The 13766-nt window shown below is 64.1% G+C and carries 15 protein-coding genes; 7 read left to right on the forward strand and 8 right to left on the reverse strand.

The window, feature by feature from the left end; translation table 11 throughout:
• Positions 1–77: 77 nt before the first annotated feature.
• Positions 78–1169, forward strand: a complete 1092-nt coding sequence (locus BM193_RS12530) for a glycosyltransferase family 9 protein (protein ID WP_092802333.1) — start codon at positions 78–80, stop codon at positions 1167–1169.
• Here BM193_RS12530 and BM193_RS12535 read toward each other — a convergent pair.
• The 3 genes from BM193_RS12535 to BM193_RS12545 all read right to left on the reverse strand — a co-directional run bounded on the left by BM193_RS12535 (position 1154) and on the right by BM193_RS12545 (position 4858).
• Complete coding sequence (locus tag BM193_RS12535) at positions 1154–3319, reverse strand: putative bifunctional diguanylate cyclase/phosphodiesterase (RefSeq protein ID WP_175533268.1); 2166 nt, start codon at positions 3317–3319, stop codon at positions 1154–1156. The two genes, BM193_RS12530 and BM193_RS12535, sit on opposite strands and share 16 nt — an antisense overlap.
• Positions 3320–3456: 137 nt before the next feature.
• Entirely contained in the window at positions 3457–4452 is a 996-nt protein-coding gene (locus BM193_RS12540) for a DUF5672 family protein (protein WP_139176324.1), read from the reverse strand.
• Complete coding sequence (locus BM193_RS12545) at positions 4415–4858, reverse strand: hypothetical protein (protein WP_092802327.1); 444 nt, start codon at positions 4856–4858, stop codon at positions 4415–4417. Before BM193_RS12545 ends, BM193_RS12540 begins: the two co-directional genes overlap by 38 nt.
• A 181-nt stretch (positions 4859–5039) precedes the next feature.
• On the opposite strand from BM193_RS12545, the gene BM193_RS12550 reads away from it, so the two are divergent.
• The gene (locus tag BM193_RS12550; protein WP_092802324.1) at positions 5040–5519 is read left to right on the forward strand and encodes a PACE efflux transporter; all 480 of its coding nucleotides are present in this window, start codon (positions 5040–5042) and stop codon (positions 5517–5519) included.
• Here BM193_RS12550 and BM193_RS12555 read toward each other — a convergent pair.
• Positions 5483–6376 (reverse strand): LysR family transcriptional regulator, encoded by an 894-nt coding sequence (locus tag BM193_RS12555; protein WP_092802321.1) that lies wholly within the window; start codon positions 6374–6376, stop codon positions 5483–5485. The two genes, BM193_RS12550 and BM193_RS12555, sit on opposite strands and share 37 nt — an antisense overlap.
• A gap of 75 nt (positions 6377–6451) precedes the next feature.
• Here BM193_RS12555 and BM193_RS12560 point away from each other — a divergent pair, with 75 nt between their 5' ends.
• A complete protein-coding gene (locus BM193_RS12560) occupies positions 6452–6655 on the forward strand; it encodes a DUF3460 family protein (RefSeq protein ID WP_092802318.1) in 204 nt (67 codons plus the stop codon).
• A gap of 112 nt (positions 6656–6767) precedes the next feature.
• Here BM193_RS12560 and BM193_RS12565 read toward each other — a convergent pair whose 3' ends face one another.
• Both BM193_RS12565 and BM193_RS12570 read right to left on the reverse strand, forming a co-directional pair.
• A complete protein-coding gene (locus BM193_RS12565; RefSeq protein ID WP_092802315.1) occupies positions 6768–7484 on the reverse strand; it encodes a YcbK family protein in 717 nt (238 codons plus the stop codon).
• A gap of 132 nt (positions 7485–7616) precedes the next feature.
• The gene (locus BM193_RS12570; protein WP_092802312.1) at positions 7617–8453 is read right to left on the reverse strand and encodes an EAL domain-containing protein; all 837 of its coding nucleotides are present in this window, start codon (positions 8451–8453) and stop codon (positions 7617–7619) included.
• A gap of 235 nt (positions 8454–8688) precedes the next feature.
• On the opposite strand from BM193_RS12570, the gene BM193_RS12575 reads away from it, so the two are divergent.
• Positions 8689–9501: a class II glutamine amidotransferase gene (locus BM193_RS12575; protein WP_092802309.1), complete on the forward strand. Its 813-nt coding sequence runs from the start codon at positions 8689–8691 to the stop codon at positions 9499–9501.
• A 66-nt stretch (positions 9502–9567) separates the two neighbouring features.
• Here BM193_RS12575 and BM193_RS12580 read toward each other — a convergent pair whose 3' ends face one another.
• Positions 9568–10098, reverse strand: a complete 531-nt coding sequence (locus BM193_RS12580) for a GNAT family N-acetyltransferase (RefSeq protein ID WP_092802306.1) — start codon at positions 10096–10098, stop codon at positions 9568–9570.
• 313 nt (positions 10099–10411) lie between these two features.
• Between BM193_RS12580 and BM193_RS12585 the strand changes: the two genes are divergently transcribed.
• The 3 genes from BM193_RS12585 (at position 10412) to BM193_RS12595 (ending at position 13264) form a co-directional block, all read left to right on the forward strand.
• A complete protein-coding gene (locus BM193_RS12585; RefSeq protein WP_092802303.1) occupies positions 10412–11467 on the forward strand; it encodes a sulfate ABC transporter substrate-binding protein in 1056 nt (351 codons plus the stop codon).
• A gap of 277 nt (positions 11468–11744) precedes the next feature.
• Positions 11745–12923 carry a hypothetical protein gene (locus BM193_RS12590; protein WP_139176322.1) on the forward strand — a complete coding sequence of 393 codons (1179 nt, stop codon included), beginning with the start codon at positions 11745–11747 and terminating at the stop codon, positions 12921–12923.
• 122 nt (positions 12924–13045) lie between these two features.
• Complete coding sequence (locus BM193_RS12595) at positions 13046–13264, forward strand: TOBE domain-containing protein (protein WP_034757699.1); 219 nt, start codon at positions 13046–13048, stop codon at positions 13262–13264.
• 59 nt (positions 13265–13323) lie between these two features.
• Here the strand turns inward: BM193_RS12595 and BM193_RS12600 are convergent, their stop codons facing one another.
• Entirely contained in the window at positions 13324–13752 is a 429-nt protein-coding gene (locus BM193_RS12600) for a DsrE family protein (protein WP_092802297.1), read from the reverse strand.
• Positions 13753–13766 lie beyond the last annotated feature (14 nt).

Raw genomic sequence — 13766 nt, forward strand, 5'->3', positions numbered from 1 at the left:
GGCCGTAAGATGCTGCTGGCGCGCTGACTGATGGTCAAGCACGCCAGCGCATCCCGTCATCCACACCTGGAGTTCCCTTGATAAAGACCGCCGCCCGGCTGATCAGCTACGCCCTGCTGGGCAAATCCGACAAGCAGCCCCTCGACATCGCCAAGGTGCGCAAGGTATTGATCCTGCGCAACGACAAGATCGGCGACATGATCGTCACCTCGGCACTGCTGCGCGAACTGAAAAAGAATTACCCGCACTGGCAGATCGACGTGGCGGCCAGCAGCGTCAACCGCGACGTGATCGCCGCCAATCCGCACGTCAGCGATATCCTCATCTGGGATAAACAGCCGCTGCTGCGCGACTTGCGCACCACCATCGCCGACCTGCGCCGGCGCCGCTACGACGTCATCTTCAATCCCTACAACCGTTTTTCGATTCCCTTGCTGCTGCGCATCAAATGGCTGGGCGCGCGCTACCTGACGGGATTTGCCATTCCCAAATACGGCACCTCGACGGCGAAGCTGGGCATGTTCGACCATACGGTGCCCTGCGACCGCAGCCGGCACATCCTGCACAGTTACTTCGCCACGTTCGCGCAATTCTCGCTGCGCGATATCGACATGCGCTATGAACTGTTCGGCGTGGACGCCCACGCGGCGCCCATCGACGCCGCCTGCGACAACTTGCTGCGCACGTACGCAGGCTTGTTTTGCCTGAACTTCCAGGGCAGCAATGCGCAGCGCACGGTCAGCGTGGCCGATGCCCAGCGCTGCTGCGCCGCCATCGCCGCGCGCTATCCGCGCCACGCGCTGCTGGTGATCGCCGCACCGGGCACCGAGGCGCGCGCCGCCGAGATCGTGCACGGCGCGGGCCACGCCAACGTGATGCTGGCGCCGCCCACCAGCCACATCCTGCAGCTGGCCGCCCTCATACGCCGCTGCGCACTGGTGCTGTCGCCGGACACGTCGGTGATCCACATCGCCTCGGCCTATGACAGGAAAATCGTCGGCTATTACATCCGCACCGACAACTACCACTGGTTTTATCCGGCCAGCAGCCAGTACCGCGTCATCCTGGCACCGGGCCTGACATTAGCCAGTGTCAGCGCCGACGAGACGCTGGCCGCCGTGGAAGCGCTGATGGAGGGCGAAACAGCGGCCGTTCAAGCCGTGGGCTGAGCGGCCAGCAGCCGCTCCATCTGCCGTGCCGGCAAGGCGCCGGCGAACAGGAAGCCCTGCGCATAGTCGCAGCCGGCCGCGCGCAGCAGGTCGCGCTGCAGCGCCGTCTCCACGCCTTCGGCGACGACTTTCAAGCCCAGGCGCTGCGCCAGGGCAATGATGGCTTCACACAGGGCCAGTCCCGCATCGCCCTGCCCCAATGCGCCGACCAGCGAACGGTCGATCTTGAGAAAATCGATATCGAATTTTTGCAGGCATGCCAGCGACGTCTGGCCGCTGCCGAAATCGTCGAGCGCCAGCGCCAGGCCCATGGTGCGGAACTGGCGCAGCCGCTCGCCCACCTGGCGCGCCTCGTCCAGCAGCACGCCTTCCGTGGTCTCGATGACGATGGCGCCTGGCGCCAGGCCCTCGCGCCGCAAATATTCGGGCCAGCCCTGGTACAGGGCGGCGTCGCCGCGAAACTCCACGGGCGACTTGTTGATGCTGATCTGGAAACCGGCGCCATACGCGGTTTGCCACTGCTGCGCCTGGCATACGGCCTGGCGAAACACCCAGTCGCCGATATCGGTGATCAGGCCATTCGCTTCGGCGAAGCCGATGAACTCGGCGGGCGCCAGCAGGCCACGCAGCGGATGGCGCCAGCGCAGCAGCGCCTCGGCGCGCGCGATGGCGCCATCGCGCAGGCTGACGATAGGCTGGTAGTGCACCTCGAACTGTTCCTGCGTCAGCGCCAGGCGCATCTCGCGCACCGTGTTGCGGCGCAGCTCGGCCGCCTGCTGCAGGGCCGGGGTGAAGTAACGGTAAGCATTGCGCCCCGCGTTCTTGGCCGCGTACATGGCCTGGTCCGCATGCCGCAGCAAGGTCTCGGCCGCCTCGGCGTCGGCCGGATACAGCGCCACGCCCACGCTGGCCGACACTTGCGCGCTATCGTCATCGAGCGCGAACGGCATGGCCAGCGCCGTGACCAGCTCCTGCACCACGCGCTCGATGCCCGCCAGCTGCCCCACGCCGACCAGGATGACGGTGAATTCATCGCCGCCCAGGCGCGCCACCGTGTCCGTGGCACGCACGCGCTCGCTGATGCGCCGCGCCGCCTGGCGCAGCAGGATGTCGCCCTTCTCGTGGCCCAGGCTGTCATTCACCTGCTTGAAATTGTCGAGGTCGATGAACAGCAGGGCCAGGCACGCCCCTTCGCGCTTGGCGCGGCGCGTCTCGTTGTGCAGGCGGTCGAGAAACATGTGGCGGTTCGGCAAGCCCGTCACCTGGTCGAAATTGGCTTGCTGCCAGATGCGTCCGGACGCTTCGCGCTGCGCCGTGATATCGCTGACCAGCGCCAGCGCGCCCAGATAAGTGCCAGCGGCATCGAAGATGGGATTGGTGGCCAGGGTCGCCCACAAGGCGCTACCATCGCGGCGCAGAAACTTGAATTCATGGCGTTCGACGATGCCATCCTGGCGCCGGGCGATATTGCGCTCCAGGATGGCACGGCCTTCCTCATCCATGAAGGCGGCCAGCGGGCGGCCCAGCATGTCCTCGATCTGGCAACCGAGCATGTGCGCCATCTTCGGGTTGACAAAGCTGGTCAGCGCCTGCGCATCGATTTCCCAGATGCCCTCTTCGGCGCTGTGCACGATGCGCCGGAAGCGTTCCTCGCTGCGCTCGAGCGCGGCCAGCTTGCCCTCGGCCTGCTCCAGCACCAGGCGCAGGGCCTGGCCGTTCGGATCGGCGCTGCCCAGCAGGCTGACGGGCAAGCCCGCTTCGCGCGCCTCGGGCCGCAGCCGCACCTGCAGCTGGATGCGCTGCGGTTCGCTGCTATTGAGCACGCGCTCCACGAACTGGTCGAAATCGTGGCGGAACGCTTCGTGCACATACGTGCGGAACAGCACGTGGCCGGGCCGTTCACGTGGCAAGCCGAACAGTTCCGCCGCCACCAGGTTCAGCTGCACGATCACGCCGTCGAGGCCCAGCACAAAATAGGCGACAGGCGCCAGCAGGTATAAATCGTTGAAATACGCCTGTTCGCGCTCCGCCTTCACGCGTTCCGCACTGAAGACGCCGGCATCGAGCAGCGAGGCGGCAGGCCAGGCCGCGTGGCCGGAGCCGCGCGGGGAGGAATCCGGAGCAGGTACCGCAGGCGGCGTGGTGTCCATGGCTATCCTTTTGCACTGCCGCCCTGGCGATCAGGCGGACGCTGCCCCGAGCCTAGCACGTGACAGGCGCAGTGTCGAGCGACGCCTGTGCCGGCGTTGCCTGCCCAGCGGGCAAGGCGGCCGGCGCCGGGCCATGCTCAGGCCGGCTTTACCCGTGGCGACACGGCCCGCGAACGGCGGTGCCTGAGCCCATGCAGGCCAGCCCGCACGGCCAGCAGGAAGGCGTCAGCCAGCATGGCGAGGCCACCATTGGTGCGCCGGCGCAACACGCTTGCCGCCATGCGATAGCGGCCAGAACAATACAACTGCTTGATCAGGCGCCGCACGGCCGGACCATGCATGGTGGCGTCATCGCACTGTGCCAGGTAGGCGCTCAACTCGGCGTCGTCGAGCACCCGGCCAAAGTTGAAAAACCCGTGGAAGCCAAACGCGGGCGCCGTTGGCGGGATGCACTCGAAGGCAAACGCCGACGCCAGCCCGGCGTCGGCAAAGCGGATGCCAAAGTCGCGCTGCAGCTGCTCGCCGTGCAATTCGCAAATGGCATAGTCCTCGGGATGCGGCTGTTCCATGGCCAACTGCGACAGGACGTCGTAAAGACGCCGCGAACGCAGCGAAAAGCCGCCGTTGCCGACGGCAACCGGGCGATGCGACCACGGCGCGCCGATGTAATCGCAGTCCAGGAAAGCGCCTTGCCATTGACTGTGGTCGACGATGAAGCTGTCCCACTGCATGACAAGCACGTGGCTGCCGCTGAAATGCGCACCCAGCTCCTGCACCATGAACGCCGAGTACGCCTCCACACTCTCGATGGGATCGATCAAGACCTGGCGTATGCTGGCAGGCAATTCGTGCAGCCGGGACGTGAACAGCAGGCACTCCTTGAACTCGGCGCCGGCCAGGCAACGCTCGATGGCGAAGCGGGCCAGCTCGGGATAGCGTGTTTCCACGCAGACCAGGCTGATATTGCGCAGGTCCAGTTTTGCCGCCCGCGTGGCAGGCATATCGTCAGTAAGCACAGTGGCAACGACGCCCGGCTGGGCGCGAAAATTTGCAAGGATTACATCATACATTGCCCACCGTACAGGAACAAGCCGCTTAGTACGCCATGCCGCGCCGGCGCAAGCCAAAATCATGGCCCACCACCAGCAGGGTGCTGGCCACCAGGCTGGACAGACCCACGATCAGCTGGATCAGCTTATCGTCCGGCAAGATCCACAGTGACGCGGCCGGCGTCTCGCAGCCCGTGGCGGCACTGATCAATGGCGCCACCCAGGCCGCGTCCGGCGTCACGTCGAGCACGACGGCGCCGTCGGCGCTGGTCTGCATGTAGATGTCGCCGCCCTCGGCCAGGGTGAAGCGGATGCCCACGCCCGTTTCCGCGGCACCAATATTGTCCTGCATGCTGCGGTTATGTTCCTCGATCCACACTTCCACGTCATACGGTGTTTCCAGGTGTTCCCACGGACGGGGACGAAAACGGGGGCGTTGTTCCGGGCTGGCGGGGGATTCGGGAATGTTGCTGTCTGCTGCGCCTTGCATGCTCGTGACCTTTTCTGCGGTGATGCGGCGGGACCAGTTGCCCGCCAGCCGCCATTATCCCCCGTTCGCCGGCAGCATGGTATTTGCTTCGTCAACATATCAGAAAAACTGACAGCTATTAACTTTTAACATCAGCACGACTGACTTAAAATGGCCGCCACTTCTTTTTTACAGGCTTTACATGCAAGGCATCAAGCGCAAAATCGTCTACGTCACCGCCTTTGAAATCATCGGCATGGCCATCTCCACGGCCTGGCTGACCCTGCTCTCGGGCGAATCGCCCACCAGCACGGGGCCGCTGGCGATCATGATCACCACCATCGCCGTGATCTGGAACCTGCTCTACAACACGGCCTTCGAATACTGGGAAATCCGCCAGGTGTCGCGCACGCGCACCGTCTGGCGCCGCATCCTGCACGCCATCGGTTTCCAGATCACCCTGGTCATCTATCTGATTCCGCTGATCGCCTGGTGGCTCGACATCAGCCTGTGGCAAGCCTTCGTGCTGGACTTTGCCCTGATGCTGATCATCCCGTGCTACAGCTTCATTTTCAATTATTTCTTCGACGGTCTGTTCGGCGTGCCCCTGTCGGCGCAGCAGCCCAAGGAAGAGCCTGCCGAGCGTCAGGGCGCGGCCGTCTCGACTGCCGTCAGCAACTGAAGAAAGGACCGCGCCGCCATGCCCAGCGGCCGGTCCTTCATCCACACCAGGTGGATGGGCACGACCAGGCCATTGCCCGTGTTTTTGAAGGCGACGCGGCGCACCCGTCCCGCCGCCAGCGAGTGGGCGATGGCCGAGGCGGCAAAATTGCCCCAGCCCAGGCCCGCCTCGACCATGGACAGGGCCATCGGCAAGCTGTCCGTGCGCCAGTAGGACAGGCCCACCACGGGACGCGCATCGGCCAGGTCCAGCTCGCGGCTGGCGACGATGATCTGGCGTAAATTCACCAACTCCTCGATGTACAGGGGCCGCCCCGCCACGCTGGGCGGATGCTGCGTCGAAATAATCGCCAGCAAGGCATCGCGCCCCACCAGCTGGAACTGTTCCTCGTGATTGATGCGCCCGCCTGCGAAAGCCATGCAGGCGCTGATGCGCCCCCGGTGCAGCATGTCGAGCACGTCGTCCTGCGGCGCCGTCAGCACTTCGATGTCGAGCAGCGGATGGCGCAGCGACAGCGCGCGCACGGCGGCAAGAAACGGCGTATGGTCGAGCTCGGCCGCGATGCCCAGCGAAATACGGCTTTCCAGTCCCTGCGACAATTCCTGCGCGTGCAGGTGCAATTGCTTCAGCTGCTCGGCGATCAGGCGCGCATGCGGGATCAGGGCGCACGCGGCCGGCGTGGGCACGGCTTCGCGCGCGCCGCGGTCGAACAGGACGATGCCCAGCTCCGCCTCGATGTTGGCGACCGCCATGCTGACGGCCGATGGCGCCCGTCCCAAGGCGCGCGCGGCGCTGGAAAACGAGCCGCCATCGACGACGGCCAGGAACAGTTCGATGTTATGGCTGGAGAGTTTCATGGGACTGGACGATAAAAGCAGCACTTTTGCGTGCGCGGGCGGTCAAAGGAGGGAACACAAGCCAGGGAGCCAGCCATGCCGCATCGACTGACGTACCGCCGCAGCGGCTACGTATCGGACTTTACCCGCTTTATCGACGGCTACCTGCAGGCGCACCCGGAAGTACAGGCCAGCCAGCGCAAGGGCTGGCGCATCTGGTGGGAGCGGCCCGTGAATATCGACGAGTGGCGGCGCGCCGGACGCGATAGCGTGCCGGAGCCGCCCTATCACTATGACTGATCAAACACCGTAGCGAGCGGCAGTGATTGGTGGTCGGCACGCGCAGCCGTACCAAGGTACGGCGCGCATCAGCGGCCGCAAAGCGCGCCGCGCAGCAGGTTTGGTCAGCCGTTTACCCTTTCCACGTGCGCTGCAGGCCCGTATCGGCATGGATCCAGCCGCCACGGGGACCGGAGCGGTAATAAAAGCCCACGCCGCCCTGCTTGAAACTGCGCACGAGCGAACCGAGCACTTCCGCATTCAGGTTGGCCACGCGGATGTCGGCGGCGCGGCCCGAGATGTGCAGCGACTGGCGCGCGGCCGGCACGCCCGCTTCGCGCAGCTTGCTGTTCGACTCGGCCGTGCGGTAGCCCGACAAGATCTCCAGCGGCTGTTCGATGCCGTAGCGGGCCACGAATGCCTGCGTGCCCCACAGGGTTTCCAGCAGTTTCGGATCGATGGCCGCCGTCTTCTTGCCGTTCACGTCGCGCAGCAAGTGGCACAGTTCCTGGTAGGCTGAATCGATGACTTCGCCATCTTTCCAGTACAGCAGCTTGGCTTTTTCATTGCTGGCCGGACGCACCACTTCCAGGGTGCGGGGCTTGAGCCAGAATTCCAGGTCCAGCGCCTGCGCGTCAAAGATGTCGGGCGGCGGTTCCAGTTCGGTGATGGCGGCGCGCGACTGCGAGGTGATCGAGCGGTCGACGCTGGCCAGTTGCGTCGGCTGCGGCGGCACGGCCGTGCGCGGGGCGCGCGGCTTGGCGCTGGCCGAGGCCGAGGCGGGAGCGGCCGTGCGCGAGGCGCAGCCGATGAGTGGGGTGGCTACCAGGCCCAGCGCGGCCAGGCCCATACCGTGGTGTAGAAAATTTCTGCGCGATGCCATAGTCATTCCAATATAACGATACGAATACTATAGCCTATTGTGCTGCGAAGAAAAACCCTGAATGCCTATCGTGTCAGCCTGTTTGCCGCGCATTTTTCGTCATGCGGCGGCAGCGACGGGAATGGCGCCCTGTTTCGCGCTCGCCAAGGTGGTCAGCGGCTTATCAAGCAGATAACCCTGCGCCACGATGGGCAAGCCCGTGGTGGCGGCGATGCGCTGCAGTGCGGCCAGCGCGGCCGGCGTATCGAGGCGCTTGAAGACGACGCGGATCTTTGCCGCATGGCACAGGCTGACAAAGCTGGCGGCCGCCTCTTCGTCGCTGAGGTTGCCCGCATCGAGCTTGAACGCGTGCGGATGCAGGCGCTCCAGCATGCCCGTGGCCTCGTGCACGCTGGCCACGTTGATGGCCAGGCGGAAACCGTTGCGCCGGTAATTGTCGGCCACGTAGTTGAGCAGCCAGCCCTGGTTCGGCGTCACCGTCGGCAATTGCAGCACGATGCGCTCGATCGGCAAGCCCAGCGCATCGAGGATGCGCTGGAAGGCGTGGCCGTGGTTGCTGCTGACGGCGCTCAGCAGGCGGTCATGCACGTTCAGGTACAGGTCCGACTGCTCGGCTTCCGGCTGGCGGAAGAAATTAATGGCGTGCAGCATGCGGCACAGCCGGTCCAGCTCCACCGATTCATCGTCGCTGGCCGCATGGTCGAGCAAGCGCCACAACGACAATCCCTCGTCCGCCTTCGACACGCTGCGCGCCAGGCCCTCGAACGCCACCAGCTTGCCGCTTTGCAGTTCGCGCAGCGGCTGGAAGGCGCTGGTCATGGTGCAATTGAAAAAGCGCCCCAGCGCCCTGCCCTCGTCATCGAGCCAGACGCTGGTGCCGGCCTGGGTTTGATGCGACAGGCGGGCCAGGTAATTTTTCAGGACGGGAAATGGCATACATGCTCCTTCGTAGGGCTGCGCCCGCTGCCCTTGTGGGGACGGCGGCGCCAAAGTGTGCAGACTAAGCGAGGGTGAACCAAAGGAGAACGAATGGTTTCGCCATTTGATATGCGCCCAGCGAATAAGGCGGCGGCAACGCCGGGCGCATATCGATAGTCAGAAACATTCCTTCCCGCCCCAAACGCCAGCCTTTACTGTGGGCCATGTACCGTCATCATCAGGAAGGGCCGCCATGTGCCAGTTACTCGCAATGAACAGCAGCAAGCCGGCAGCGCTGGGTTTTTCCTTCGCCGGCTTTGCCGAGCGGGGCGGCCGCACGGACGAGCACCGCGACGGCTGGGGCATCGCCTACCATTCCGGCGACGGCTGCACCTTGCTGACCGACCACCTGGCCGCCATCGATTCGCCGCTGGCGGCCAAGGTGCAGCAGCACCCCGTCAAGGCGAAAAACATCATCGCGCACATCCGCAAGGCCACGCAGGGCCGCATCGCGCCGGAAAACACCCACCCGTTCGCCCGCGACCTGTGGGGCAAGACCTGGTCGTTCGCCCACAATGGCGACTTGAAGACGTGGCGCGCGCCGGCCAATGCGCACTACCGGGCCAGCGGCGACACGGACAGCGAACAGGCGTTTTGCCACCTGCTGGCCAGCCTGCGCACGCGCTTTCCCGCAGGCGAACCCGCGCGCGCCGACTTGCACGCCGCCATCGGCGAGGTGGCGCGCGAGATCGCCGCGCACGGCACCTTCAACTTCATCCTGTCGGATGGCGAGCTGCTGTTCGCCCACTGCTCCACGCACCTGCACTATGTGATCCGCGAATACCCGTTTTCCGTGGCGCAACTGATCGATTGCGAACGCAGCATCGACTTTCGCCAGCACAATCACCTGGACGACCGCATCGCCGTCATCGCCACCCATCCGCTGACGCAAAACGAAGACTGGGCCGCGTTTGCGCCCGGCGAGCTGAAACTGTTTGCCGGCGGCACCTTGCTGCCGGCGACGGCCAGCACGGCGCAAGGCGTATATATCCAGATCAGTTATTGAAGGGAAAAAATGGCAGGGAGGGAACGGCCCGCCGCCGGATGGGCGGGCTGACATGCTGGCGGGCCGTCAGGCCGAGTTGCAGTTGCAGAAGCGCTTGCGCTTGGGGTCGCCGCTAGCGATACCTGCGGGATCAATCTGTTTCCAGCAGAAAATCGTTTCCACGCCATATGGCGAGCGCACATTGCCCGCCTCGACATAGCCCTGCTTGACGAAAAAAGCCTGGCTGCTGGCCGTGCTGTGCAGTTGCAGGGCCTTGATGCCCCACTCGCGCGCCTGCGCTTCCAGCCGTTCCACCAGGGCCTTGCCCGCACCGCGGCCTTGCGCCTCGGGCAGCAAATAACACAGGGCCAGCTTGCCGGCGCGCGTCAGCAGGCCGACGCCGACGACGGCGCCCGCGTCGACGGCGACGAGGGCGAAATTGGTGGGCGACGCGAACCAGCACGCCACCATCTGCGGTGTTTTATTGCCCAGCCAGGCTTCCAGGATGGCCGGATCGTCCCGATGATCGAGGCTGCAGCATTCGACGATCGAGCGTCGTAACACATTGCACGCCTCGAAAGCGTCGGTCGATGTTGCAATACGAATTTCAAGACTCATGTACGCTCACAAAATATTCCAGTTGCCGATGCAGGCGGTGTCACCATGGGTTTCACCCTGTATCGCGCCATTCGACTATACACCAAGCGGCGCATTCGGGTTTTTTCACGCCGCGTCAAGAGCGGCTTTCCCCTATGAGTAGCCGTTCTCAGCGTAAGCCCTGAGGCCCGGCTTGCCCACGAATCATTTCAAAAATCCATATCTGTTTTTTGGCAGAAACGGGAATGTGATCTAAGCATATTACGAAAAATTCGTTTCTTTTCCGGCCGGAATTTTAGACCATGTCTATCTATTCTCACAACAAGAGTTCAACATGTCCCCATTCAACGCCGTAACGACCGCCGTCCCGACGCTCACCCAACGCACGCGCCGCTGGTTCCTGGCCAGCGCCCTGGCCGCTTCCGCCGCCGCCATGAGCCTGCCGCTGGCCGCCAGCGCGGCCGAACCGGTGGTCCTGCTGAACGCCTCCTACGACGTGATGCGCGAACTGTTCAAGGACGTGAATCCCGCATTTATTGCGGACTGGAAAGCCAAAACGGGCGAAACCATCACCATCAAGCAATCGCACGGCGGTTCCAGCAAGCAGGCGCGTTCCGTGGCCGATGGCCTGGAAGCGTCCGTCGTGACCATGAACCAGGCTAACGACATCGACATCCTCGTCGACCGCGGCCTGGTGGTGGCCGACTGGGCCAAGAAATTCCCGAACAACGCGGCGCCGTTCTATTCCACCATGGTGTATCTGGTGCGCAAGGGCAACCCGAAACACATCAAGGACTGGGACGACCTGGCCAAGCCCGGCATCAAGGTCATCGTGCCGAACCCGAAAACCTCGGGCAACGGCCGCTATACTTACCTGGCCGCCTGGGGCTATGCGCTGAAAAAAGGCGGCAGCGAAGCGCAGGCGCGCGAGCTGGTCACCAAGCTGTTCAAGAACGTGCCCGTGCTGGACGGCGGCGGCCGCGGCGCCACCACCACCTTTACGCAGCGTGAAATCGGCGACGTGCTGGTGACGTTTGAAAATGAGGTGCAACTGGTGCGCGCCGAGTTCGGCGACAATTTTGAAGTGGTGTACCCGAGCATCTCGATCCTGGCCGAGTCGCCCGTGGCCGTCGTCGACAAGGTGGTCGACCGCCGCGGCATCCGCAAGGAAGCCACGGCCTACCTGCAATACCTGTACTCGGAGCCGGGCCAGGAACTGGTCGCCAAGCACTACCTGCGCCCCCGTTCGGCGGCGGTGGCGAAGAAATACGCGGCCAGCTTCAAGCCGATCTCGCTGTTTACCATCGACGACGTCTTCGGCGGCTGGAAGCAGGCGCAAAAGAAACACTTTGACGATGGCGGCGAATTCGACAAGATTTACCAGAAGTAAGCACGGCAGCAAGCACGCCACACGCAACGCACAAACCGGGACCTGTCCCGGTTTTTTCATGCCCGCGCGCCAGCATCCGTCGTCCGATGAAACGCGGCGACGAGCATCCCGGCGCCTTCCAGCCCCAGTCCCCTCCCAAGCACGCCACCTCCTTCAGATGAAGGATGCGCATGCGTCCCAAGGCAAGCATCATGTGGGCATGGGCGGCGACAATCCCGTGCGGCCGCCAGCCGGTGATTGCTACCCACCCACTTCAAGGAGCCATATCATGCCTGCCATGCCTGCCACCGTTTCAGCCCGTGCCGAGTCGCTGCCCGTGCCGCCGCCTTTCCCCCGTGCCTGCCGGCGCCTGGCCGCGGGCGGCGCCGTTCTGCTGTCGCTCTCGGCCTGCGCCAACTTGCATACCATCCACCGCACGACGGAACTGCCTTTGCAGGGGAAAGCCATCCACCTGGACGCCCCGCAGCGCCTTGTCTACTCAAACGCTCAAGGGCACACATGCGCGGAACCGACCCCGGATGCGCTGCAAGCCTATATCTCGTCGGCCGGCGCCGGTGTGAACAGTGGCCAGAACGCCGCGTCCATTTCCACAGCCCTGAGTGCCAATGCCGCCAGCATCGGCTTGCACTCCCAGTCGATCACCTTGATGCGCGAACACCTGTTCCGTATCTGCGAATACGCGCAAAACAAGTCCATCAATCCTGCCGACACCATGCTGCTGATGGAACGCTCACAAGACTTGACGATGGGCGTGCTCGCCATCGAGCAACTGACGGGTGCCGTCGTGGCGCGCCAGGCGGCATTGACCGGACAAGGCCAGTCGGCCGGTTCATCTGGCCTGCTGGCAACGCAGGCGCAGCTCGACAGGGCTGAGGAACGACTGGCGGGGCGTGAGGCTGAGCTCGATGATGTCCGCGACGCGCGCGTCATCCAGGCCAGCGCAAGTGAGCAGGCACAGCAGGAATTACAAGCTGCCGGCAAGGCAGAACCCCAAAAGACCGCCGCTGAAATCAAGATCCTGGAGGAGGCGGCAAGTTCCGCCCGGTTGACACTGGCCCAGCTCGACGCGCGTCTTGCGGCTGCCCAGCTGGCCGTGGACAAGGCCGAAAAGGAAAGAGACGCCCTGGAGAAAAAACTCGACGCGGCGCTGGCCGACAGCAACGCCTCGGCGACGGGAACGGCACAGTTCAGCGGCGGCCGGGGCCGCAGCAATGTGTCGCCTGCCACGGCACGCTATGTGGCAAAGGCCAGCGTCGAGATCGTGAAAGCGGTGCTGGAAAAAGGGCACATGACCGATAACTGCATCAATTTCATGAGTGCCATCCGCGACCAGCAGCCGGCGCGCAACGATGTGCCGTTTCAGGACATGACGACGCTTTGTAAAGAGGTGTTCCAGGCCGCCATCGAAGCGAATCGCCATGGCAGGCAGCAGCCCCCATTAATGATGACGCAATGAAGCAGCCACAGCGGCGCGCTTCGCATAACCATATGCGCATCGATTCGTAGCCAAAATCAGGTGCGCGCCGTACTCTGGCCATGTCGCGCCGCATGGCGTCTTACGGGCACAAAGGAAACAGCATGGCTATCTCGGAAGTGAATGTACGCAACCAGTTTCGCGGCAAGATCAAGGAAATCATCTTTGGCCCCGTGGTCTCGGAAGTGGATGTGGAAACGCCGCACGGCATCGTCACCTCGGTGATCACCTCGCGCTCGATCAAGGACCTGGACTTGAAAGTGGGCAGCGAAGTCATCGCCCTCGTGAAATCGACGGAAGTGTCGATCGCCAAGATCCAGTAAGCCCCCTCCCGACGCCGCGCCCCTTACCTTCCGGCAGCGGCGCGGCGTTGTCATGGCGCTCATGGCTTGATGTAGACGTAGCCTTCCTGCGCCTGCAAACGGCTCAGCTCAGCGACGCCGGACGGGACGATGACGGCTTCGGGCAGCACGCGGCCGGGGTCGATCTGGCGCCCTTGCAGGGTGTTATTGCAGACGCGAAAGCCGACGCCGCGCTTCGCCAGCGCGCGCACCGCCACGTCGTACGGCGTACCTTCCTTGTCGATGGCGCCGTCAAGCAGGAAGTCGATGCCGGCGCCATGCGCGACAAGCACAATGCTCGCCCGCGGACTGGCGTCGAGGTGATTGCGGATATTTTTCAGCGCGGCCGTGGCATTGCTGGCGTCGTTGACGTGGTACACCACCTTCTCCGGCTTGTCCGCCGCCACGGCGGCAGTGCACGAGAACAGGGCGAGGAGGACGGCGGCGAACCAGCGGCGTAACAGTGTCATGGCATTCCCATCAG

It is taken from the genome of Janthinobacterium sp. 344, from assembly GCF_900112025.1.
Lineage (GTDB): Bacteria > Pseudomonadota > Gammaproteobacteria > Burkholderiales > Burkholderiaceae_D > Janthinobacterium.